Source organism: Marinobacter salicampi (assembly GCF_011074795.1).
In the GTDB taxonomy this organism is placed as follows: domain Bacteria; phylum Pseudomonadota; class Gammaproteobacteria; order Pseudomonadales; family Oleiphilaceae; genus Marinobacter; species Marinobacter salicampi.
Map to the genome: position 1 here is coordinate 149,719 of NZ_JAAMPF010000002.1, position 23,851 is coordinate 173,569.

22 protein-coding genes and 1 tRNA gene are annotated in these 23,851 nt (G+C 57.5%); 4 read left to right on the forward strand and 19 right to left on the reverse strand.

The annotated features are described in order from the left end of the window. Window positions 1–20: 20 nt before the first annotated feature. The 6 genes from rplI to rnr all read right to left on the reverse strand — a co-directional run bounded on the left by rplI (window position 21) and on the right by rnr (window position 5,509). Entirely contained in the window at window positions 21–467 is a 447-nt protein-coding gene (gene rplI, locus G7W63_RS00995) for a 50S ribosomal protein L9 (RefSeq protein ID WP_166251778.1), read from the reverse strand. 20 nt (window positions 468–487) lie between these two features. Continuing rightward, entirely contained in the window at window positions 488–1,354 is an 867-nt protein-coding gene (locus G7W63_RS01000) for a YybS family protein (protein ID WP_166251781.1), read from the reverse strand. Window positions 1,355–1,375: 21 nt separating this feature from the next. Continuing rightward, complete coding sequence (rpsR, locus tag G7W63_RS01005; RefSeq protein WP_166251785.1) at window positions 1,376–1,606, reverse strand: 30S ribosomal protein S18; 231 nt, start codon at window positions 1,604–1,606, stop codon at window positions 1,376–1,378. Window positions 1,607–1,633: 27 nt separating this feature from the next. Next, window positions 1,634–2,053 carry a 30S ribosomal protein S6 gene (gene rpsF / locus G7W63_RS01010; protein WP_166251788.1) on the reverse strand — a complete coding sequence of 140 codons (420 nt, stop codon included), beginning with the start codon at window positions 2,051–2,053 and terminating at the stop codon, window positions 1,634–1,636. Between the two features lie 183 nt (window positions 2,054–2,236). Beyond that, on the reverse strand, window positions 2,237–2,974 hold the full coding sequence (gene rlmB, locus G7W63_RS01015) for a 23S rRNA (guanosine(2251)-2'-O)-methyltransferase RlmB (protein WP_166251791.1): 738 nt from the start codon (window positions 2,972–2,974) through the stop codon (window positions 2,237–2,239). Window positions 2,975–2,977: 3 nt separating this feature from the next. Next, on the reverse strand, window positions 2,978–5,509 hold the full coding sequence (gene rnr / locus G7W63_RS01020; protein WP_166252033.1) for a ribonuclease R: 2,532 nt from the start codon (window positions 5,507–5,509) through the stop codon (window positions 2,978–2,980). A 285-nt stretch (window positions 5,510–5,794) separates the two neighbouring features. On the opposite strand from rnr, the gene G7W63_RS01025 reads away from it, so the two are divergent. Continuing rightward, window positions 5,795–5,881 (forward strand) — tRNA-Leu (locus G7W63_RS01025). Window positions 5,882–5,985: 104 nt separating this feature from the next. Here G7W63_RS01025 and G7W63_RS01030 read toward each other — a convergent pair. From G7W63_RS01030 to mpl, 4 genes are all read right to left on the reverse strand, one after another. Beyond that, window positions 5,986–7,770, reverse strand: coding sequence for a hypothetical protein (locus G7W63_RS01030; protein ID WP_166251794.1), 1,785 nt, complete (start codon window positions 7,768–7,770; stop codon window positions 5,986–5,988). A gap of 135 nt (window positions 7,771–7,905) precedes the next feature. After that, window positions 7,906–9,045 carry an acyl-CoA dehydrogenase family protein gene (locus G7W63_RS01035; RefSeq protein WP_166251797.1) on the reverse strand — a complete coding sequence of 380 codons (1,140 nt, stop codon included), beginning with the start codon at window positions 9,043–9,045 and terminating at the stop codon, window positions 7,906–7,908. 152 nt (window positions 9,046–9,197) lie between these two features. After that, window positions 9,198–9,851, reverse strand: coding sequence for a flavin prenyltransferase UbiX (locus tag G7W63_RS01040; protein ID WP_166251800.1), 654 nt, complete (start codon window positions 9,849–9,851; stop codon window positions 9,198–9,200). Then, window positions 9,844–11,229, reverse strand: a complete 1,386-nt coding sequence (gene mpl, locus G7W63_RS01045) for a UDP-N-acetylmuramate:L-alanyl-gamma-D-glutamyl-meso-diaminopimelate ligase (RefSeq protein WP_166251803.1) — start codon at window positions 11,227–11,229, stop codon at window positions 9,844–9,846. Before mpl ends, G7W63_RS01040 begins: the two co-directional genes overlap by 8 nt. A 210-nt stretch (window positions 11,230–11,439) precedes the next feature. Between mpl and G7W63_RS01050 the strand changes: the two genes are divergently transcribed. After that, window positions 11,440–12,702, forward strand: a complete 1,263-nt coding sequence (locus tag G7W63_RS01050; protein ID WP_166251806.1) for a 6-phosphofructokinase — start codon at window positions 11,440–11,442, stop codon at window positions 12,700–12,702. Window positions 12,703–12,784: 82 nt separating this feature from the next. Here G7W63_RS01050 and G7W63_RS01055 read toward each other — a convergent pair whose 3' ends face one another. Next, window positions 12,785–13,039, reverse strand: coding sequence for a GrxA family glutaredoxin (locus tag G7W63_RS01055; RefSeq protein ID WP_166252036.1), 255 nt, complete (start codon window positions 13,037–13,039; stop codon window positions 12,785–12,787). 243 nt (window positions 13,040–13,282) lie between these two features. Between G7W63_RS01055 and G7W63_RS01060 the strand changes: the two genes are divergently transcribed. Further along, complete coding sequence (locus G7W63_RS01060) at window positions 13,283–13,714, forward strand: YqaA family protein (RefSeq protein WP_166251809.1); 432 nt, start codon at window positions 13,283–13,285, stop codon at window positions 13,712–13,714. Window positions 13,715–13,769: 55 nt separating this feature from the next. Here G7W63_RS01060 and G7W63_RS01065 read toward each other — a convergent pair whose 3' ends face one another. Next, entirely contained in the window at window positions 13,770–15,188 is a 1,419-nt protein-coding gene (locus G7W63_RS01065; protein WP_166251812.1) for an ABC1 kinase family protein, read from the reverse strand. Window positions 15,189–15,464: 276 nt separating this feature from the next. Here G7W63_RS01065 and G7W63_RS01070 point away from each other — a divergent pair, with 276 nt between their 5' ends. Further along, complete coding sequence (locus G7W63_RS01070; protein ID WP_166251815.1) at window positions 15,465–16,574, forward strand: GGDEF domain-containing protein; 1,110 nt, start codon at window positions 15,465–15,467, stop codon at window positions 16,572–16,574. Here the strand turns inward: G7W63_RS01070 and lipB are convergent. From lipB to mrdA, 7 genes are all read right to left on the reverse strand, one after another. Then, window positions 16,529–17,227 carry a lipoyl(octanoyl) transferase LipB gene (gene lipB / locus G7W63_RS01075; protein ID WP_166251818.1) on the reverse strand — a complete coding sequence of 233 codons (699 nt, stop codon included), beginning with the start codon at window positions 17,225–17,227 and terminating at the stop codon, window positions 16,529–16,531. The two genes, G7W63_RS01070 and lipB, sit on opposite strands and share 46 nt — an antisense overlap. A gap of 2 nt (window positions 17,228–17,229) precedes the next feature. After that, a complete protein-coding gene (locus G7W63_RS01080) occupies window positions 17,230–17,499 on the reverse strand; it encodes an HP0495 family protein (RefSeq protein WP_166251821.1) in 270 nt (89 codons plus the stop codon). Between the two features lie 12 nt (window positions 17,500–17,511). After that, window positions 17,512–18,669, reverse strand: coding sequence for a D-alanyl-D-alanine carboxypeptidase family protein (locus G7W63_RS01085; protein WP_166251824.1), 1,158 nt, complete (start codon window positions 18,667–18,669; stop codon window positions 17,512–17,514). A gap of 60 nt (window positions 18,670–18,729) precedes the next feature. Beyond that, window positions 18,730–19,617 carry a septal ring lytic transglycosylase RlpA family protein gene (locus G7W63_RS01090; RefSeq protein ID WP_242634265.1) on the reverse strand — a complete coding sequence of 296 codons (888 nt, stop codon included), beginning with the start codon at window positions 19,615–19,617 and terminating at the stop codon, window positions 18,730–18,732. A gap of 16 nt (window positions 19,618–19,633) precedes the next feature. Next, entirely contained in the window at window positions 19,634–20,653 is a 1,020-nt protein-coding gene (gene mltB, locus G7W63_RS01095) for a lytic murein transglycosylase B (RefSeq protein WP_166251827.1), read from the reverse strand. Window positions 20,654–20,796: 143 nt separating this feature from the next. Further along, the gene (rodA, locus tag G7W63_RS01100) at window positions 20,797–21,939 is read right to left on the reverse strand and encodes a rod shape-determining protein RodA (RefSeq protein ID WP_423202263.1); all 1,143 of its coding nucleotides are present in this window, start codon (window positions 21,937–21,939) and stop codon (window positions 20,797–20,799) included. Then, complete coding sequence (gene mrdA, locus G7W63_RS01105; RefSeq protein WP_166251830.1) at window positions 21,939–23,831, reverse strand: penicillin-binding protein 2; 1,893 nt, start codon at window positions 23,829–23,831, stop codon at window positions 21,939–21,941. The genes rodA and mrdA overlap by 1 nt, the downstream gene beginning before the upstream one ends. Between the last annotated feature and the right edge of the window lie 20 nt (window positions 23,832–23,851).

Consider the following 23,851-nt stretch of genomic DNA (forward strand, 5'->3'; position numbering starts at 1 on the left):
GGCCGGGCCCCACCTGATGATTACTCGGCAACCACTACCAGCTTGATTTCGGTAGTGACGTCCGAGTGCAGCTGAAGCTCGATGTCGTATTCGCCAACAGCCCGCAGCGGGCCTTCTGGCAGTCGGACTTCGCTCTTTTCAACTTCCGTTCCGCTGGTGCTAACTGCATCCGCAATATCACGGACGCCGATAGAACCGAACAGCTTGCCTTCATCACCGGCTTTGGAGCTGATGGTGAAAGAGGCGCCGTTAAGAGCCTCGGCACGCGCCTGGGCGTTGGCCAGCTTCTCGTTGGCAGCTTTCTCAAGCTCCGCACGACGCTCTTCAAACGCTTTCAGGTTGGTTTCCGTGGCTGGTACGGCTTTGCCGTAAGGCACCAGGAAATTGCGGCCATAGCCAGATTTGACCTTCACTTTGTCACCCAGGGAGCCCAGGTTTGCAACTTTTTCGAGCAGAATAACTTCCATCTCGTTAACCTCTTCGTGCTTTATTCAGCCGGTCCGGCAGGCTTGATTCGCCTCCGTATATCCAGCCAGCTATCCACAAATGCCAAAACAACCAATACCAATAACAGACTCGGACCCAGGATCAGCAATGCAATGTAGAACATTACCAGCCACTGCACCCCCATCCCCCGCCGACCGACCAGCCCATGCACCAGGGCGATGGCCGCAATCACCAGGGGCGTGCCAGCGACCCACACGATCAGAACCGAATTCAGGTCCAGCAGCGGGCCACCAACCATGGCCACGACTGACAAGGTGGCCACAGGTCCGGAGAGCCTGAAGCTGTGAAACTCTTCCCGAAATCCACCGGGGTTGTAGAGCTTCGCCTGCCAGGACCGCGACAGCATAGTCAGCGCTATGGCCGTCATCAGAAAAGCGCCTGCCATGCTGGCGTTCATTGTCTGTCTCACTGCCGACTCCAGCTGACCACCCAGTTCCTGGGCAACTTCCGGATTATACTGCTCGTAAAACGACACGCCGGCCTGCACCAGCTGATCGAGCAGCCCCGGATACAGCAGGGGCAACAAAAAGCCAATGATCAGAGTGAGCGCACTGCCCACCACCAGCGACCGCTCCCAGGAAAAGGTAATCCCGAGCACAGCGCTCATGACGAACACCAGTATCAGTACGGCCAGTGCGGTAGGGTCGCCCCCCGCAATAGCCCACCCCAATGCTGGCAGCACCGCCCAGATGCCGATATTAAGGCCCTGCTTGAGACCAAGCCTCAAGGTCACCAGGCCAACGACGGCGGCTCCGATCCAGAACAACAAGGGGACCGCCATCGTGACAACGGCTACCCCGGCTGCCTGCAGGGGACCGCGCATTACAAATTGTGCCAATGCACGCATGGTCCCGAGTCCTGTTATTGCTTACTTGTCGTGGCTGTCCGAGTAAGGCAGCAGTGCCAGGAACCGAGCGCGTTTGATCGCACTGGATAGCTGACGCTGGTAACGTGCCTTGGTGCCGGTGATACGGCTGGGCACGATTTTGCCAGTTTCAGTAATATAACCTTTCAGTGTGTCCAGATCCTTGTAGTCGATCTGCTTCACACCCTCTGCCGTGAAGCGGCAGAACTTGCGACGTCTGAAAAAACGAGCCATGAAAAACTCCTCAACTCCGGTGGTGGTTTACTCTTCTTCGTCCTGGGTATCAGCCTGACGGGATTCGTCGGATTCAGCTGGACGACGCGCCGGACGGTCTTCGCCGCCAGGACGACGATCTTCACGGGACTCAGAGGCTTTCATGGGTGACATCTCGGTAACCGCCTCATCAGCGCGTGTGATCAGATCACGGATAATCGCGTCATTGAAACGGAAGTTGTGAGTCAGCTCGTCCATCGCAGCCTGGGAACATTCGATGTTCATCAGGACGTAATGAGCCTTGTGAATCTTGTTGATCGGGTAAGCCAGGTGACGACGGCCCCAATCTTCCAGGCGATGCACCTTGCCGCCATCTTCAGTGATGACGTTGGTGTAACGCTCGATCATCGCGGGCACTTGCTCGCTCTGATCCGGGTGTACCATAAAAACGACTTCGTAGTGACGCATGAGTTCTCCCTACGGTTTGAACAGCTTCCCTCGGATCACGCCCGAAGAAGCAAGGAGGTGGCAGCTTTGGGCCGCCGGTTTTACTGTTTTTATACAGTCGGCAAACGCTTACTGAAGTGTTTTCAGACAATACGGAACCGCCCCCACAAAAGGGGGAGACGCATTTTAGGCGGGTAAGGGCTGCTATGCAAGCCTTTGACGCAGGGCTTCGTAAAGACAGACGCCGGTTGCCACCGAAACGTTGAGACTGTCCACCTGCCCCTGCATGGGGATGCTGATCAGCAGATCGCAATGCTCCCGGGTCAGGCGACGCATGCCCTTGCCTTCGGCGCCCATCACCAGGGCGACCGGGCCGGTGAAGTCGGCCTGGTACAAGGTTGCCCCCGCCTCGCCTGCCGTGCCAATCAGCCAGACACCTTCCTCTTTGAGACTGCGCAGAAAACGGGCAAGGTTAGTAACCCTAACCAGAGGGACGGTCTCGGCTGCGCCACAGGCCACCTTGCGAACCGTGGCGTTGAGTGAGGCTGACTTGTCTTTCGGCACGATGACCGCCTGAATACCCACGGCATCCGCCGTTCTCAGGCATGCTCCGAGATTATGGGGATCAGTGACGCCATCGAGAACCAGCAGAAAGGGTGGTTTGCCTCCGGCCGACAAAGAGGACAACAGGTCCACTTCATCCCATTCGCGGCTGACGCCTACCTGGGCAACGACACCCTGATGGACCCCGGCCACCCGGGCATCGAGTTCCCGACGGTGGACCACCTCCCAAGCCACACCAAGCTCATCAAGAACTGAGGTGATTTGCTGAACTCTCCTGTCCTCGCGGCCCGTCTGTATCCATACCCGTTGCAGACGGCCGGGCTCCTGCTTCAGCACCGCCTCGATGGCGTGCCAGCCAAAAACAAATTCGTCAGCCACGGTTTATTCGCTCGCCTTCCGTGCCTTGGGGCGCCGACGTGACGCTCCACCGGCCTTGGGCTTCTTACCAGCAGGTTTGTCTGCCCCTGCTTCGGCCTTGCGACTATTGCCATGACCAGCGTCAGCGGCCCGGGCAGCCTCTTCGGACAGCTTTGCCTTGGCCGATTTGGGCTTGGCTGAGCGGGATCCTGAGCCTTTGCCGGATTTCTCTGATTTGCCGCGTCCTTTACCCTCGCCTTTCTTGCCTTTGCCATCACGGCTCTTGACCGCAAGAGCATCACGATCTGCCTGGCGGCGCTGGGGCTCACTGATCAATTCCAGATCGATCTTGCGGTCTTCCAGGCCGACCCTCACGACCTGCACCCGGACCTCGTCACCAAGACGGAAGCTTACCGCTGTGCGCTCCCCGATCAGGCGATGCTTTGCCGAGTCATGATGGAAAAAGTCGCCGCTCAGGGTGGAAACATGCACCAGCCCCTCAATGTAAACGCCGCTCAGCTCGACAAAGAACCCGAACGGCACCACGGACGAGATAACACCTTCGAATTCTTCGCCAACGTGATCCCTGAGGTACTCGCACTTCAGCCATGCCATCACGTCGCGGGTGGCATCATCGGCACGACGCTCGGTTATTGAGCAGTGCTCGCCCAGTTGAACCATCCGTGCCTGATCGTAGGGATAATGGGCCAGCTCCGGATCTTTCTTGGCGGGCTGAACAACAGTCTCAGCAACCTCAGGCCCATGCACCACGGACTTGATGGCGCGGTGAACGATCAGATCCGGGTAGCGTCGTATCGGCGAGGTGAAATGGGTGTAACTGGGAAACCCAAGGCCAAAGTGTCCGCTCTCCTCCGGACTGTATACCGCCTGACTCAGGGAGCGCAGCATGACAGTCTGAATCACATTGGCGTCCGGACGGTCTTTGATGGAAGACAGCAGAGCCTGATAATCAGCAGAGGTCGGATTATCACCACCGCCCAGTTGCAGCCCCAGCTCGCCGATAAACAGACGCACCGCGGCCAGGCGCTCTGGCGAAGGGCCATCATGAACGCGGTACAGGGCAGGAATCTTGTGCTTCTTGAGGAATCGGGCAGTGGCTACGTTAGCGCACAGCATGCACTCCTCAACGATCTTGTGGGCATCGTTCCGGTGGACCGGAACAATTTCCTCAATCTTGCGGGACGGGTCGAACACTATCTTGGTTTCGGTAGTCTCGAAGTCAATCGCCCCTCGCTCGGTCCGGGCCTTGCGGAACAGCTTGTAGGCGTCATAAAGCACCTCAAGGTGCGGTACCACATCCGCATACTGTTCTCTCAGGTTCTGGCCCTGCTCAGACTCTGGATGCTCCAGCATGTGGCTGACCTTGGTATAGGTCAGTCGGGCATGACTGTGCATGACGGCCTGGTAGAAGGTGTAACCACTGATCCGTCCGGCCGCGCTGATCGTCATGTCAGCCACAACGCAAAGGCGATCCACTCCTGGGTTCAGTGAACACAGCCCATTGGAAAGCTTCTCTGGCAGCATCGGAACTACATGATCCGGAAAGTACACCGAGTTGCCGCGATTGATGGCTTCGTCATCCAGCGGCGTACCGGGCCGGACATAGTGAGATACATCGGCAATTGCGACCACAAGCCGATAGCCGCCGCGGGGCCTGCGCTCGCAGTAGATAGCGTCATCAAAGTCCCGCGCATCCTCGCCATCGATGGTAACCAGACGCAGATTACGCAGATCGACCCGGTTTGCCTTGTCGGCTTCGGGCACTTCGGCGGGAATGGCTGCGGCCTGCTCACCGACGGACGGGGGCCAGCTGTGGGGGATATCATAGGAGCGGATGGCAACAGCGATTTCCATGCCTGGCGCCATGTGATCCCCAAGCACTTCAACCACTTTACCGGTGGGTTTTGAACGCATGGTGGGCGGGCGCAGGATATCCACCACCACGTACTGGCCGTGGTAGGCATCTCCGCAGTGCTCTTCCGCAATCAGCACTTCATGGTTGATGCGGGCATTTTCGGGCACTACAAAGGAGATACCGCTTTCCCGGAACAGGCGCCCTACTGTCTGCTGGGTACGGTGCTCAAGCACCTCAACAATAACCCCTTCGCGGCGGCCGCGATCGTCGACACTGTCGACCCGGGCAGCAACCCGATCACCATGAAACACCTGCCGCATCTGACGGGCGCTCAGAAAAAGGTCCGTGCCCTCTTCATCCGGCACCAGGAAGCCGAATCCGTCCCTGTGACCGACAACCCGGCCTGTCACCAGATCAGCCTCGTCGATGGGCAGATAGGCACCGCGCCGATTACAGATGGCCTGGCCATCCCGGCACATGGCAATCAGACGCCGACGCAGCGCTTCTATGCCCTCGGGGCTATGCTGGCCAAGCTCTTCACACAGGGTTTCGTGGGTCGCCGGCGCACCACGCGAGCGTAAATGCTCGAGAATGAACTCCCGGCTCTGGATAGGGTTATCGTATTTCTGGGCTTCACGCTGAGCGTGGGGATCATTATCCGTTTTCTTCCTGGACGCCATTCCGACTATGCCTTTAATCTGCCCTGCCACCCAGGATGGCTGGGTGCCGTATTTGAATGTGCCCCTGAGTATAACGCGAGTACCCATTCGCGCCTAACCGAGCCGCAATTTCAGAGCTCCAAAAAAATGTTTGACAGTGATTTTCCGAATGATTAAAGTACGCGCCATTGGTTCAGGCACACTCTGAACCGACCTCAGATTTCCTCCTTGTTGGCACATTCTGAGACTTGGCTTAACAGGCCAGGAACGAATGCCGATGGAGCGAAGGAACATCTGTAGTCACCTGCCGAGGTGGCGAAATTGGTAGACGCGCTAGCTTCAGGTGCTAGTAGGGGCAACCCTGTGGAGGTTCAAGTCCTCTCCTCGGCACCATTTCCTTCCCCAGGAAATGGCGGTAGTACACACCCAAAACGATCAGCTATAACCCAGGCACAGGTCCACTCGGACACTTCCGTCGTCGTGGACCACTCCCGGCTCTAGAACGGTTGACTGTCGGCCTGTGCCAGGTAGTCAGATAACTTCGAATACTCTGACGTCACAATAGCGTAAAGCCCAGTACTGGCCAGTGTTCCTACCTCACGGCCACAGGTCTGAGGCGTCTGGGGCACGTTGTATTCAGACAATGTAGCCGTTTCTACAAGACCCACCTGATCGGGCGTAGTTTCAGGGGCCTGGTAAAGAAACTCCCATTCCAGCAGATTGCTGCCGCCTTCCAGTTCCACGCTAAACCCATAGCTGAGCAAATTCCGCCGTTGGCCCCTTATATCCCAATCGAGTTCCGCGTACGGTGAGCCCCCTCCGAATGAATAGGACTGCTGATAGGAAACCACCCGAGGGTCTTCCGGATCGTAGGGACCATCGCATACCGGGGCGCTATCGTCCGGAGGCGGGTCGCTGATCGTTACCTCCTGGATTACAGAGTTCTTTTCAAGGGTGTAACCAAAGAAGGCCTGAGAGGCGTTGGTGTAGTCTGGCCGGAGAACGCTCTGGCCATCAGTTATAGCACTCACCTGTCCGGCGTCGTTGAGGGTCCAGGTATACTCCCGCTCAGGGTCGCCACCGGTCGCCTTCTGCAGACAGGCCGTACTGGAATGGAACCGGGCGCTGTTTTCGGCCCAGTCAAGAACCAGACGCTCGTCTATTTCATCTTCATCTGTATATTCATCCCGGCTGGCCTGGGAAAGAGAAACGCTCACCATACCCTGCATGTTGGTGGCCGCCATCATGCCACCGGCATTCGCAAGCCTCACCAGATCTTTCATATCCGGCTCCATGCATCCGTTGGCCATCACTTCCTGTAGCTGCCCTGCCGGGTTGTACCGAAATTCAAGCTCGGCGGACTCCGCGATGGCGCTGGGACGGGAGGCGGGGATACCCCCATCTGAGCCGTGGGCGCGGACGACCTGGCGCGTGAGAAGGACCGGGTCGTCGAGGTCGATCCTCACCTGAGGCAAGGCTAGTTCATCAATTGAAACGTTGGTATACGCCCCCCCTGCGACAAACTCATCAACGGCATCAACCACAGCGGCGGCGTTATCCACCAGTACGATACGAAGCAGATTCAGGGCACCGCCACTGAGCACCGTCTCGGTGCCGTCGCCCAGTTCGTTACCTGCCTGCTCGGGAAAGTGCAGGGCCATGAAGCGGGCCAACGCCCGGGCATAAGTATGAGCACGCTCATTGCCGGCCAGAATGTAGTCAGCCTGTAGATTGATATTCGCAAGCGAACCGCGTAGGTCTTGGCCAAGGTCGCCCGCAGCGCGCTGAAGCGTTGTCAGTGGGGTAATATTGGTGACGCCGGCAGGGGCACTCATCCTGTAGCCACGGTTGAGCACCAGGTTGCCTGAGCGGGTTTCTTCCTCAGTAGTGCCGGGAATCGCTATCGCAATCAGGGCGTAATCCCGCGGGTCCAGGTCGGCGGCCTCCTCCGCGTTCCGGCTAAGCTCCGAGGTGTCGAGGGTAAACTGTCCACCTTCGCCACTCATAGCGGTCGGCTCACCGTTGGGCAAGGTTACGGAGATGCCTGATCCAAGCTCTACAGTCAACGGACCCGGGGTATATTGATAATCGCCGTCCACATCCAGCCAGACCCGAGCATTGCGCAGGTAGCCATCGATGACTCGGCCACTGTAGCTTGCCGGCGCCTGGAGACTGGCTCCGTCGATATCGCGGCCATCCACCGGAAGCTCGGTGGATTCTTCACCGCAACCGGAAAGGGCAAGTGCCGCAAAGGCGAGAGTAACTGCTGAATGGCGTGTCATCGTGCAACCGTTATCCTTGTTAGAGGTTGTGACGACATGCTATGCGATGTAGATAAGTGGAACCTTGATAGGATTGGCAATTTGTAAATTTAGGTAACCGGAGCATGGCCGCCCCGGTTACTGGCGTGCCCCACCTCAGAATGAACGGGCGACGATCTCCTTCATGATTTCGTTGGTGCCGGCATAGATACGCTGTACCCGGGAGTCCGCCCAAGCCCGGGCGATGGGGTATTCCCACATATAGCCGTAGCCACCGTGTAGCTGGACGCACTCGTCCATTACACGGCACTGAAGGTCGGTGGTGTGCTGTTTAAGCATTGCTGCGGTAGGTATATCCAGTTTCTTGTCCAGGTGCAGTTCCAGACAGCGATCGGTGAATACCCTGGCCGCGGTAATCTCAGACTTCATTTCAGCCATTTTGAAACGAGTATTTTGGAATGCCATTATCGGTTTACCAAAGGCCTTGCGTTCTTTCACATAAGTTCGGGTCCACTCCCAGGCCGCCTCGGCAGCGGCCACCGCTGTCAGGGCAACCTGCAGACGCTCTGCCGGCAACTCCTGCATGAGCTGGAAGAATCCCTGCCCCTCACGTCCGCCCAGTAAGTGACTTTCGGGCACTTTGACATCCTGGAAGAACAGCTCAGAGGTATCCTGTGCCTTGAGTCCGACTTTCTCAAGGTTCTGGCCTTTCTCGAAGCCGTCCCAGGCAGACTCCACCAGAAACAGGCTGGTGCCCTTGGCGCCCTCTTTTGGGTCCGTTTTGGCAACCACAATGACCAGGTCGGCCATCTGGCCATTGGTAATAAAGGTCTTGGAACCATTCAGGATGTAATGGTCGCCGTTTTTAACTGCCGTCGTCTTTATACCCTGGAGATCTGACCCGGCACCGGGCTCGGTCATGGCGATAGCGCCGATCATCTCGCCGGAAGCCAGCTTGGGCAGGTACATCTCTTTCTGGGCATCAGCCCCGTAGTTGAGAATGTAAGGCGCGACAATATCCGAATGCAGGTTCCAACCGATGCCTGTGGTGCCTGCCTTGGCAAGCTCCTCCATGATCACCGCACTGTAGCGGAAGTCCGCTCCCACCCCACCGTACTCCTCGGGCATGGTGGGACAAAGGAAGCCCAGCTCGCCGGCTTTCTGCCAAACCTCTCGGCTGACCTGACCGTCTTTTTCCCATTGGGACTGATGGGGCACCGCCTCCTGTTCAAGAAATTTTCGGACGGAGTCGCGGAAGCCTTCCAGGTCTGCATCAAAGAGTGTGCGTGGAATCATGGGGAACCTCTGTGGATGTCTGTCTTGTCAGTATCCCCAGAGTCTCCGGTGCGGGCGGTATTTGCTCAATAGTGAAAAACAACAATCGCAGTGACCAAAACCATCGCTCTCTAGTACCGATTGGTCAGTGGAACTGCCGCGACGCCCTGAAGTCAGGCAAGTTTCGAGTCGACCCGTTCCTGGCCCCAACGTGGCATAAGCGTTTGCGGTATACCCAAGTGATCCAGCAGGCGCGCGACAATAAAGTCCACCAGGTCTTCGACACGTTCTGGCTTATGGTAGAAGCCTGGGCTGGCAGGCATGACGATGGCACCCATACGGGTCAGTCGAAGCATATTCTCCAGGTGAACCTCGGAATAGGGTGCTTCCCGGGGCACTAAAATAAGGGTCCGGCGCTCTTTAAGCGCCACGTCGCCGGCACGCTCAATGAGATTATTACTCGCTCCGCTGGCCAGCGCTGACAGGGTGCCGGTGCTGCAGGGACAGATAACCAGAGGGGCTTTTTCACCGGAACCGGACGCCGGCGGCGCGAACCAGTCTTCCCGCCCGAACACCAGTATCTGGCCGGGCTGCGCCGAGCAATAGTCGCTGAGCCTCGACTGCATGGCCGCTGGAGCCCCAGGCAGCTGAAGCTCGGTCTCCGTGGCAATCACGACCTGAGCGGCCCGACTTACCATGACATGGACGCGACAGCCGGCTAGCACCAGGCACTGCATCAATCTCAGGCCATACTGGGCACCGGAAGCGCCCGTGATGGCAAGATTGATGGTTTTTATGGTGACTTTCCCAGGGTTATGGCTAGACAAGCTTTTTCTCCAGTTCACCGATCAGTCGTTGGTGGATACCACCAAAACCGCCATTGCTCATAACGACAATGTGGCAGGGTCGAGTCATATCTGCCAATACCAACTCAATCAGATGCTCGACCGTGTCGGCTACCTGATGACGGCCGAGGCCTTCGGGCGACACGGTTTTGACCAGCGCAGGCAGCCATTGCATGACACCGAGATTGGCCCAGAATACCCGATCGGCAGCGGCGGCACTGGGCAACAGGGTGGCCTGGTGAACCCCTTGCTGCATGGTATTGGACCGGGGTTCGATCAATGCAATGATGCGTTCATCGCCAACCTTCGCCCGCAGACCTTCAAGGGTAGTGGCGATGGCGGTGGGATGATGGGCGAAATCATCGTAGACCCGAACCCCGCCCACATCAGCCAGCAGCTCCATGCGACGTTTTACCCCGGAGAACCGGCACAGGGCGGAGACCGCATGGTCCGGCGTAACACCCACATGGCGCGCAGCCACAATGGCCGCCATTCCATTACGAACGCTGTGCAAGCCTGTCTGCGACCACCTGACGGTAGCCACGGGCTGCTCCTTGTGGGAGACCACAAACTCGCTGCCATCATCCTTGAGCAGCTCAGCACGCCAGTCAGACAAGCCCGACTCCCCCCCCACTGAGGTGCTCTGGATGCTGCTCCAGCAGCCCATGGCAAGCGCATTGTCCAGGTGCTTGTCCAGAGCCGGACGTATGATTAGCCCATTAGAGGGTACTGTACGAACCAGGTGATGGAACTGGCGTTCAATGGCCTCGACGCTGTCGAAAATATCCGCGTGGTCGAATTCAAGGTTATTCAGGATCAATGTGTTGGGGCGGTAATGGACAAACTTGGACCGCTTGTCGAAAAACGCACTGTCGTACTCATCCGCTTCGATGACAAAGAAATCGCTGCTGCCGAGTCGCGCAGACACTGGAAAATCTTTCGGCACACCACCCACCAGGTAACCTGGATCGAAGCCAGCTTGCTCCAATATCCATAGCAGCATGGCGGTGGTTGTGGTTTTGCCATGGGTACCTGCCACTGCCAACACCCAGCGCTTGCGCAAGACTTCACGTGCCAGCCATTCAGGCCCGGACATGTAATCAAGGCCACGATTGAGAATCGCCTCTACCTCCACGTTTCCCCGCGACATGGCGTTACCGATAAGCACAAGGTCAGGTGCTGGTTGCAGGTGCCCGGCATCGAATCCTTCCATCAGCTCGATACCCTGGGCTTCAAGCTGGGTGCTCATGGGCGGATACACGCCCTGGTCAGAGCCGGTAACCTGATGCCCAAGCTGCCTTGCCAGTACCGCAAGACTACCCATAAACGTGCCGCAAACGCCCAGTATGTGAATGTGCATTCCTGTCCTTTCCTGATTATCGGTGAATCCCCGGTGTGGCAGCCTGCCAGGCTTTTCCGAGGACCCAAGCGTCCAGCATTATACAGCCAGCCGTCAAGGTAAGAATCTTGTCCGTCGCCGCTGCTGTCCCTGTCAGAGTAGCCATGAAAAACCCGGCAAAGTGGCGTATGATCGCGACACATGTAAATCCAGCAGGAGGCTCTAGCCAAGATGGCCATCAAGAATGCGTTCTATGCACAATCCGGCGGCGTAACTGCCGTGATCAATGCCAGTGCATGCGGCGTTATCCAGACCGCACGCAAGCATCCGGATCAGATCGGCACTGTGTATGCCGGACGTAACGGCATTATAGGCGCTCTCAGGGAAGAGCTGATCGACACCACTGAAGAGTCGGACGAAACCATTGAGGCCCTTCTCCACACCCCGGGAGGAGCTTTCGGATCATGCCGATACAAGCTTAAGAACTTCACCGAAAACCGCCGTGAATATGAGCGCCTGATTGAAGTTTTTCAGGCTCATAACATAGGCTATTTCTTCTACAACGGCGGCGGTGATTCTCAGGATACCGCCTTCAAAGTGTCGCAACTCGCCGATCGCATGGGCTACCCGATCACCTGTATCGGTATTCCGAAAACCGTCGACAACGACCTGCCATTCACTGATTGCTGCCCGGGTTTTGGTTCAGTGGCAAAGTACGTGGCCACCTCCATTCTGGAGGCCAGTCTCGACATCCGATCTATGTGCGAGTCCTCAACCAAGGTCTTCATCATGGAAGTCATGGGCCGGCATGCCGGCTGGATTGCTGCCTCAGGGGGTCTGGCAGGACAGAACGAACATGAGCCGCCTCACATCATTCTGTTTCCGGAAATTCCCTTCAACCGCGACGCCTTCCTGGCCCGCGTGGAGCACTGCGTCAAGAGCTACGGGTATTGCGTTATCGTAGCCTCGGAAGGCGCACAATATGAGGATGGCCGCTTCCTTGCCGATACAGGCAACAAGGACGCTTTCGGCCATACCCAGCTTGGCGGCGTCGCCCCAGCCCTCGCCAACATGGTCAAACAGGCGCTGGGTTACAAGTACCATTGGGCAGTGGCTGACTATCTACAGCGCGCGGCGCGGCATATCGCGTCAGCTACGGATGTGGAACAGGCCTATGCGGTCGGCAAGGCCGCCGTGGAAATGGCGCTGGCCGGCAAACAGGCTGTCATGCCGGTGATTGTGCGTGAGCAATCCAGGCCGTACCGTTGGCGCATTGGCGAAGCGCCCCTGAGCGAAGTGGCGAACCAGGAAAAGAAGATGCCTATTCACTACATCAGCGATGACGGTTTTGGTATTACCCAGGATTGCCGGGACTACCTTGAACCATTGATCGCCGGGGAGAGCTTCCCGCCCTTTGACAACGGCCTGCCCCGGGTAGCTCACCTCAGGGCTGTGCTGGCCGAGAAAAAACTGAAGACTGCGTTCGAGATCTGAACTAAAGCACTAATGTAAAAGGCGCCCGAAGGCGCCTTTTTTACTGGGTCATGGCCGGGCCGAGCCCGGCTGTGGCTCACCCCTAGCGTACGCTGGCTGCGTCGCGCTGCCGAACGTATTGGGAGAAACTGTCAAAGCCGCCGATATACTCTTCCCCCACGAGAATCTGGGGAACCGTATGTACCGGCCTACCAATGGTTTTGGCAAGATCCGCTTTACTGATACCTTCCTTCACCATATCGACAAAGCGATAGGAATAGTTCTTCATCTCGCAGAGGTCCACGGCTCGAACGCAAAAACCACAGCTTGGGCGTCCGTAAATGGTTACCTGATCCATCATTCACCTCCAGAAACAGAACGTCGACGCGTTGAACCTAACATATTGTCCGGCACCTTCGAAATCCTGAGCAGCATGACAGCATTTCCCCGAGACTCATAAGCAGTAGAAAAAATGACCTTGATAGATACTGCCGATGGACAGGCACAAATCGGAGCTCCGCAGGGCAGGTCGGCGGCGTTGGCCGATAGGGTGACGGGCGGTTATCTTGGTTTTCTTTTGGCATAACTAAGGGAGGGCCGGGTGGCCTACCTCACACTTTTTCTGACCGCCTTCGCAGCTGCCACGCTATTGCCTGCTTACTCAGAGGTTCTGCTGGGCGGATTGGTGACGCAAGGCTTTTCGCTCTGGTGGTTATGGTTCTGGGCCACAGCGGGAAATACCCTCGGATCTGTGGTTAATGGCATCATCGGCAGGCAGATTGAGCGGTTCAAGCACAAACGCTGGTTTCCGATCACCGAGAAACAGCTTGTGTCCGCCCAGAACCGGTTCCAACGCTACGGACAGTGGTCCTTGCTCATGGGGTGGCTGCCGATCGGCGGCGACGCCCTTACCCTTGTTGGTGGGTTGATGCGCGTGCCCTGGCTGAATTTTGTTGTGCTGGTCGCCATCGGCAAAGGCGCACGTTACGCTGCCGTACTGTGGCTGGTCATTGGCGCCGGTGCATCTGCCTAGGGTCCCGTGTGGCAACTTCGCTAACCTACTGGCTCCCGAAGGGCGAGACGAGACACTAGCTACCACTGTCGTCAACCGGGGGGTTGCCGTACATATACTTGCGAAGCAGGTCTTCCCCGTTGAACTCGGCATTCAGTACAGCGATAAACGTATAGACGCCAATCAGCTTGCGGTTCAAAAATACGAATTCCTTGGGCGGAATGCGGAAATAGCGGCTGATAGCTGAACGAGCTGCCTGGCGGGCAACCCTTGACGGTAACTCGCTCTGTTTCCAGCGGTACTGGCCGTGCTCGTTGACTGCTTCCGGGGGCCATTGGTCAGGCGTCTCCGCCAGGGGCTCCAGCACCGACATGCAGACTTCCCCAAACCGGGTGAGAATCTCTTCCGGCCAAGCCGGATCCATGAATCTCAGCTCGACACCGCCCGCGATTACACCCGGCAGGTCTCGCTCGTAAGAGGCCTTGATCATCCGGATAACCGGGTCCAGAAATTCACTTGAATAGTTCTGGACCGCTCCGAAGTCTAGCAACACGATCTGGTCGTAATCAGGATCTCCGCTGCGTTCCCCCGCAATGCGGATCCTGTAATTACCGAAGTTCGGGTCGGTTTGCATCTCTCCCCAAACGAACAGCTCCCGGAAGAACAGCTCGAGCGCTGCCCTGCCCAACTCGCTGCGTCGCTCCAGCGGCAGCTCTCGCACGGCCAGTGAACTGACCGAGTGCCCTGGCTCGTAGGTGGAGGCGATGACCAGATCCGTTGAATACTCTTCCAACACCCGGGGGACCACGAAGCGCGGGTCGTTCTTCAGCATCTGCCGGAATTTCTCGGTGGTCCTGGCCTCCAGCCGGTAGTCTACCTCCCGGTGCATCATGGCCCGGACTTCCTCCAACCAATCAGTAAACTCGGGCCCGAAGGAGACCAGTCTAGCAACCCGCAAAAGGTTGGCTACCGAGTTGAGGTCGCCATCGACTGCTTCAGCTACGCCCGGGTACTGGACTTTCAGCACCAGTTCAAGGTTATCGCTTCGTCGACGGGCGCGGTGGACCTGGCCCAGTGACGCGGCCCCGATAGGCTCAGGGTCAACTTCCAGCTCAGCCAGGCGCTTTTCACCAAACTCGCTTTTCAGCACCCGTTCGATGGCGCTCCATTCAAGAGAGGTGGTCTGGTCTTCCAGGGTATGCAGCGCTTCGGTGACTTCTTCGGGCAGGAAATGCTCACCATACAGGGCCATCACCTGCCCTATTTTGACCACACTGCCTTTGAGCTGGCCCAACTCATCCACCAGGAACCTGGCCTGGCTGGACAACATCGCCCGGTGACGCGCCTCGCGGCTTTCTTTGTTTCCGAACCAGTTGGTGGCCATATGGCCGGCCATGCGGGAGCCTGCAAACAGACCGGCCCGGGTCAGACTCAGCCGACGCTCAAAACTGCCAGTCTTGATTCGCGATACGGGGGTTCCGCGCTTTGAAGCCATTAATCCCTTTCCGAGTCCGGAGAATGAATGTTGCCATCATTATACCTGGCAAGTGGATATCGTTGGTCACTGCCAAGCCGCGATCCGACCGGCACATGAGCCAATGATCCTGTTATACAATCGTATCTAATGAGTCAGGCACTATCTTTGTTGGAGCATATGCGAGTTTACGTTTTCTCAACAGAATCTGAACCTGCCCACGGCTATGCTAGCCGGTCAACCTTGTCTTGGTACGAGTTTTATCACTAAGCATCAAGAACAACAAATGGTGAGTCAATGACCGAGTCCGCTACGCCAGTTTCTGGTTCGGACCTTTCCCAATATCGGGTAAAGGGAGAAATTCCTGTTCCCAGCCTGATCATCTGGCTGACTCTCGGGGCCATTCCCCTGTTAAGTTTTTTCGCACTGCGAGCGTATTTCCGTGCTGAAACCGACACATTCTACGCCCTGATCGCAGCCGCAACATTGCTGAGCCTTAATGCCGTCGTTTACCTGGTCAGTCGCCGGGACACCCTCCTGCGTCGCGGATTCATCGTCCTGATCACCATTCTGTTCCTCTACCTAGCAAGCGCAGCCATCGAGGATGGTGCCGCCATCATGTGGCTGTTCGCCTATCCCCCGATCATTTTCTACATCAGCGAAGCCCGGGTTGGCGTGATTGCCTGCTCAGGCGGGCTGCTCGCGGTCGTATTGCTGTTCAGCCCGCTCGGCGACATGATTTTTGAAAACCCCTACAGCATCAGCTTCCGCATTGTGATGGTGGCCGCCTTCACCTTTGAAATGGTCAGCTGTTATGTCCTGGACCAGAGCCGCAGACGTAGCAAGCTGGGGTTGCTGAAACTGGCATCCGAGTTCGAGTACGCAGCCAAGCATGACGCCCTGACAGGTCTGGCGAACCGGCGCGAAGGCCATGTTCAGCTCGACATCGAATACGAGCGCTACCGTCGCAGCGATCGACCTTTCTCGGTTCTGCTCATTGATATCGACCTGTTCAAGCAGATCAATGATCGTTACGGCCACCTGGCCGGTGACAAAATGATTGTTCTGGTTGCCTCTACGCTGCGGGAGCAGTGCCGGAAAATCGACACCGTAGCCCGCTGGGGCGGCGAGGAGTTTCTGGTCATCCTGCCGGAGACCGGTGGCCGGGAAGCCTGCAATTCGGCAAACCGGATTCGCGAGGCTGTTGCCGCCGCCCATATTGAATTTGAAGGCAAGTTGTTGTCGGCCACCATTAGCGTGGGCGCTGCAGAGGTTCAGCAGGGGGAATCCATGGACCGGCTGTTGCAACGGGCAGACGAGGCCCTTTATCAGGCTAAAACCTCAGGTCGCAATGCGGTGTTTCAGTCTGGGGTAGCTCTGGTCGGATTCGGATCCGGCCTGGCCTGACCCGCGCTGTATGCTAGGGTACTGTGTTCCGTCTCAGAGGGCTGATAACCCAATGCCAGGGCCAGGGTCCGCCCCAGCCGCTCTGCGAATTCCGGTACACTGGCCTCAGGTATAAAGTCCCGAACCTGGCACATGGGCAGATTGGCGTAACCGCAGGGATTGATGCGGCCAAACGGCTCCATGTCCATATCGACGTTAAGTGCCAGACCGTGAAATGAACACCCCTTGCGCACCCGCAGGCCCAGTGACGCGATCTTCGCCGTCCCGACATAGACCCCGGGAGCATCTGGACGTGGCGCTGCGCTGATACCGACATCAGCAAGCACCGCGACGATGGATCTCTCGATAATGTCCACCAGTGAGCGCACGCCCAATCCTGCGCGCTTGAGATCCACCATGAGGTAGACAACCAACTGGCCAGGCCCGTGGTAGGTCACTTGCCCGCCCCGGTCCACCTGGACTACCGGTATCTCACCCGGCGCCAGGATGTGCTCCGGCCGGCCGGCCTGGCCCTGGGTGTAAATGGGCGGATGCTGGAGGCACCACAACTCATCCGGGGTGAGCTCATTCCGGCCTGAAGTCAGGTCCTTCATGGCTCGCCAGGTGCTTTCGTAAGGCTGGAGTGCCAGTGAGCGGATGCGCAAGGGAGGCATGGCTAAAGCACCATGTGAACACGGCCGCTGGCTTTGAGCTCTTCGAACAGCGCCTTGAGCTGTGGCTCTCCCGTAGCGACGATGGTCAGGCGTATCGACGAGAAGCGGCCTTTGCTGCTGTTGTTCACCGATACATCCGCATCGGTAAGCTCTGGCGCGTGCCGCTGCACCACCGCAACGACAAAATCACGGAAATCAGGGGCAGCCGTGCCGATTACCTTGATGGAGTAGTCGCAGGGAAACTCGATTTTTGGCGGTTTCTGTTCAGTCATGGGCAGGCTCGGTCAAAACAGCTGGACAAAGAACAGTTTGATGGCGTCCCAGATGCGTTTGAAGAACCCACCTTCCTGCACGCCAATCAGCGCAATCACCGGCTCATCGACGATCACCTGATCGTTAAGCTTGACGGTAACCCGACCCAGCTCCTGCCCGGTCTGGACAGGCGCCTTGATGACACTGTCGACATCAACTATGGATTCGAGGGAGGCCTTTGAGCCCCGGGGTATGGTCACGAACACATCGTCTTTAACGCCAAGCTGGACCTGCTCCGAAGCACCACCCCATACCCGGCTGTCGAGCAACTGCTGGCTGGCGGTGAACAGGCGCTCGCTGGTGTAGTAACGGAATCCGTAACTGAGCATCTTCTGGACTTCCTGGGCGCGGGCTGCGGTGCTGTCCGTACCCATCACGACGGCGATGAACCGGGTATCGTCACGCTTGGCGGAAGCCACCAGACAGTAGCCCGCCTCTTCCGTATGGCCGGTCTTGAGGCCATCGACTGTAGAGTCGCGCCACAGCAGCGAGTTGCGATTTGGCTGCCGTATATTGTTGAAGGTGAAGTGCTTCTCGGCGTAGAGCGGATAATTCTCGGGGTAGTCAGTAATAATTGCCCGCGCCAGTACCGCAAGATCGTATGCGGAAGAATAGTGCTCGGGTGACGGCAGACCTGTTGCGTTCATAAACTGGGTGTCGTTCATGCCCAGCAGTTGCGCCTGCTGGTTCATGATATCCGCAAAAGCGGATTCGCTGCCGGCAATGAATTCGGCCAGGGCAACACTGGCGTCGTTACCGGACTGGATAATCACCCCTCGCAGCAGGTCCCCCACGGTGGCTTCGGTGCCTTCCTTCACGAACGTCCGGGACCCCCCGGTCTTCCAGGCGTTGACACTGATAGGCACCAGGTCACTCATGGCGATGCGCCCTTCATCCAGCTCTCGCTCCACGATGTAAGCTGTCATCATTTTGGTCAGACTGGCTGGGGGCATAGGCTCATGGCTGTTTTCCTCCATCAAGATAGTGCCGCTGAAGGGCTCCATGAGCACATAGGATGTCGCATCAATGGCAGGCGGGGCCGGTATCAACACGGATTGCGCATGGGTCGCGGCTGCAAACGTGAGCAGCAGGAGGATGGAAAATGCTTGGGAAAACCGAATCATTGCCATGGCTCTAATCATAATCTTCTGGTTAGGTTCAAAATGTAAGCTGGCGAGTGGCTCACTACGCTACAGCGAATCCGTTAATACAGTGGCCTGGCCAAACCCGTACTTCTCCATGGCCTGTTGCTCGTTACGTGCGTCCTTCGGGTCGTCAAAGGGCCCAACCTGGACCCGATGGTAGGCGCCGGCGGCGGTCTCTACCCGCCGCACCCGAACCGAGCGTGTGGCATGGCGGCCTGCCTGCTTCGAAAGCCCCTGCGCGCCCTCCAGCTGGCTGAACGAACCAAGCTGGACAAACAGCCCCTCCCGCCGCTCGGGATCAGGCCGTGAGACCGGAACCGGAGCGTCTGCGTCCGGGAACGGCTTGCCCGCCAGGGTCATGGTACCGTCTTTGCGCACAGTAATCGCGGCGACTTCCACGCGGGCCGTTCCCCTCGGCTGATAACCCAGTTTTGTGGCCGCCGCATAGGACAAGTCGATAATCCGGTCACCGTGAAAAGGCCCCCGGTCATTCACCCGGACGATCACCGACTTGTTGTTGTCGAGGTTGGTTACCCGGGCGTAGCTGGGTATGGGCAGCGACTTATGGGCAGCAGTCATGGTGTACATATCGAAAACCTCGCCATTGGAGGTTTTATGGCCGTGGAACTTCTCGCCGTACCAGCTGGCGATGCCCCGCTCAACATAGCCATCGGCAGAGGGCATCACCTTATAGCTCTTGCCCCACACTGTGTAAGGTGACTTGTTGCCCGCTGTGCGGGGCGCTTCATAGCGTGGTACCGCGTCCTGTAGTCCGCTGGCATCGAAATTGTCCGAAGGGGCTCTGTCCTGGCTGATGGAGTAGCGTGAGGACGGGTCAGGCTTGGCCCCGGAACCGCCACCACCTGAAGCACAGCCCGCCAGAATGAAAAGGCAGCCCAGTAATACCGAACCTGTCCGCATGTTCAGAGCCATGCGCCCAGCCATCCTGTTAATTTTGCCTTGTCTCATCTGCAGCCTGAATCTCTTGTGCCAGGGTGTTAACGGCCATGCCATATAGATGACTGTGATTATAGCGGGTGATCACATAAAAATTATGGTACGTCAGCCATAGCTCCGGGCCGTCGGCGCCCTCCAGCGATAACGCCCTTGCTGGCGCACTGCCTTTCAGGGCTGGGGCCACGTCCACGCCCGCTTTCCGGTAGTCTGCCACGGTCTTGCTTGGCTTGAGTCCCTTGGTGAGCAATAAGGAGTCGTCCGGCAGAGACTCTTTATCGAGCCTGTCTGCCACCGGCTGGCCTTCTTTCCAGCCATGGCGCGCGAAATAGTTGGCAATGCTGCCTATGGCATCCACCGGGTTGGTGAGAATATCGGCGACCTGATCGTCGTCAAAATCCACCGCATAGTGGCGGTAGCTGCTGGAAATGAACTGACCGAACCCCATGGCGCCAGCGTAGGAACCCTTGACGGTAAGCGGATCGAAACCCTGCTCCCGGGTCATCAGGAAAAATTCGCCAAGCTCCTTGCGGAAAAACCGTGACCTGGGTGGATAATCGAACGCCAGTGTGGCCAGAGCGTCCAGCACCCGGTAGTTTCCGAGGTAGCGCCCGAACCGGGTCTCTACTCCCAGTACGCCGGCAATGATGTAACGGGAAACCCCAAAAGTCGATTCCGCCCGGGCAAAGACAGACTCGTGCTCTGCCATAAAGCGGAGCCCATCCTCGATCTGCTCCGGCTTGATAAAGATATTACGGTACTGGTGCCACTCGAGGGTTTTTTCAGCCGGACGACTGATGCTTTCGATGATCTTGTCCTGCCGCGTCGCATGACCGAGACAGCCTTCGATCTGTTGGCGTTCAAAGCCATGTTCAGATGCCATCTCTTCAATAAAAGCCTGTGCATCCTGAGAGTCGAGGTATGTTCCCTCGCTGCTGTCCGCCAAGGCAGAAAAAGGTATGGCTACAGCAAAAATCAGGGCAGTCAGAGAGCGGCGGATCACTGAAAAAGTCATGCACTTCCTTCATTACTTACTTACGCGGAGCTGGTTTAGGCTCCAGGACTGGCGGCAGGCAAAGATAACATGACGCAATCCGCTGCCTCCATCTGTGTTTTTCTACCTAACGAAAAGGTAACCCCAATCAGTCGATGAACGGATCATGAGGTAATCATGCGCCGATGGGTATGTATTGACATCAGAATCCCAAAAGCCGCCATGAGGGTCACAATCGAGGTGCCACCGTAACTGATCAGTGGCAATGGCACACCCACTACCGGGAGTAGTCCGCTCACCATGCCAACATTGACAAAGACATAGATGAAGAAGGTCATGGACAAGGCGCCTGCCAGCAACCGACTGAAAGAGTCCTGGGCATTCACGGCTATGTAAAGGCAACGCAAAATAATCAGCAGGTAAAGGCCCATAAGGCTCAGCACACCGACAAACCCGAACTCTTCGGCCAGCACTGCGACAATAAAGTCTGTATGGCTTTCAGGCAGGAACTCCAGATGAGACTGGGTTCCCTGCATCCAGCCTTTGCCACTCCAGCCTCCCGAGCCGATCGCGGTTTTTGACTGTATGATGTTCCAGCCCGCGCCCAGTGGGTCGCTCTCCGGGTCCAGCAGCGTCAGCACCCGCTGCTTCTGGTATTCGCGCATCACGAATACCCACATCAGGGGCACGGCAACTGACACCAGGCCGCCGAATGCCAGCAGCACCCGCCAGCTGATGCCGGCAAAGAAGACTACAAAAACCCCGGAGGCGACCACTAGCAACGAAGTGCCCAGGTCAGGCTGTTTTACAATCAGTCCCATGGGTATGAAAACAAGCACCAGGGCCAAGGCCACCCGTGAAAGCCTTGGCGGCAGGAAGTGCCGGGACAGATACCAGGCGGCCATCATAGGCACCACCAGCTTCATAAGCTCAGACGGCTGGAATCGCGGCAACCCCGGAAGCGCGAGCCAGCGCTGGGCACCCTTGGCACCGACACCTGTCAACAGGACCGCCACCAGACCCGCCATACCGACCAGATACAGCCAGGGGGCCCAACGCCGGTACACTGCCGGATCGAGCTGGGCAAAAACCACCATTACCAGGAAAGCCAGAGCAATACGGACACCCTGGCCCTTCACCAGTTCAATCCTGCCATCCCCGCCACTGTAAAGTATGACCAGGCCAAAGCCGACCAGGCCAATTAACAGCACCAGCAAAATCGGATCCAGGTGCACCATGGACCAGAACCCGCGAGACTGGGTTAATTGCTGGGATGGTAGCTTCTGCAGAAAATCACGACTGGCCACTAGGGTGAAACCCCTTCAGCGGCACCGACAATCAGCCCGGCCTCCTCGGCGTTGAATTCCAGTAACCAAGCATCGAACATGGCCCGCGCCAGAGGCGCAGCAGTTCCACTGCCACTGCCCCCGTTCTCGACTATGACTGCCACCGCAATTTTGGGATTATCGATGGGAGCAAAGCCAATAAACAACGCATGGTCCCTTAGCCGCTCCCTGACCTCTTCTTCCTCATATTCCTCATCCTCCGCTAGGCTGAAGACCTGGGCGGTACCGGTTTTGCCTGCCATAAGATAAGAGGCATCCTTGCCAGCCGCCCGCGCCGTGCCCTTGGGGCCGTGCATGACATCTTTCATGCCGTTGATGATGAAATTCCAGTCGTCGGGATTGTTCAGCACGATGTCCTGGCGTTGCTGCTCAGGCAGCGCTTCTGTTGTTGGCGCATCACCTATGACCTGTTTCAGAAGACGAGGCTGAGCCCAGCGACCACGGTTGGCCATAGTGGCAGTGGCTGTAGCGAGCTGAAGCGGGGTGGCCAGGTTGAAGCCCTGACCGATTCCCATATTCACCGAATCCCCCGGATACCAGGGTTCATTCCGAAATGCCCGCTTCCAATCCCGTGACGGAACCAGCCCAGGCAGAGCTCCACTGATATCGAGGGCTGTCTGCTCCCCGAAGCCGAACTGGGTCAGGTAATCGTGCATATGATCGACCCCCATCTTGACGGCCATATCATAAAAATAGATATCACAGGACTCTGCGATGGCGTCGTTCAGATCGACCCAACCATGCCCACTTCGCTTCCAATCCCGGTAACGACGCCCCTTGGACTTGATCTGGTAGTAGCCCGGGTCCCAGATGGTAAACTCCCGGGTTACGGTATCCGTATCGAGCCCCGCAATGCCCAGCATCGGTTTGATAGTAGAACCGGGAGGATACTGACCTCTTAGTGCCCGATTGAAGAGTGGTTTATCGAGGGATTCGTTGAGTTCGCGATAAGCCTCTACCCCAATCCCCGTCACAAACAGGTTGGCGTCGAAACCCGGGACACTGGCAAGCGCCAGCACGCCCCCGGTTTCCGGCTCAATGGCCACAACAGCACCCCGCCGGCCTTCCAGTAGTGAAAAGGCGCGATCTTGCAGGCGCATATCAAGATGCAGGGAAATGTCAGCCCCGGGGACCGAGCTTTCCTGCTCCAGAACCCTGAGCGTCCGACCACGGGCGTTGGTTTCAACGTGCTGGTAGCCGACGGTGCCGTGAAGCAGGTCTTCGTAGAATCGCTCAATACCCGACTTGCCAATGTAGTTGGTACCGGCATAGTCAACGGGATCGATACGCTGCAACTCATCACGGTTAATCCGGCCCACGTAACCCAGGGCGTGGGCTGTCATTTCAGCATGGGGGTAATAGCGGACAAGCTCGGCATTGACCTCGACCCCGGGAAGTTCATGTCGATGCACCGCCATACTGGCAATTTCCTGCTCATTCAGGTCATAGCGCAGGGGGATCTCCTGAAAGGGACGGCGCCGTTCTTTCAGCCTGCGGTGAAAACGGTCAAGATCTTCGTCAGAGATGCTCAGGAAGCGCTGGAGCTCGATCAGTGTCTCGTCAAGGCTGCCGACCCGTTCGGGCACAACAGTGACACTAAAAACCGGGCGGTTCTCCGCCAGAAGCACGCCATTGCGATCGTACACCAGCCCCCGGGTAGGCGCCACAGACTGCACCTGGACACGATTTTTATCCGACATGGTCGAAAAGGTTTCGTGCTGGACTATCTGAAGTTGGTACATACGGGCGACCAGCACCCCCATGAGCAACAAAAGGATAACCACAACAGCAAGGGTTCGGCGCTGAAAGACCCGGCGCTCGCCGGCTGTGTCCTTGAATTCACCCCAGGGCATACGTAAATCCTGTCAAAAAC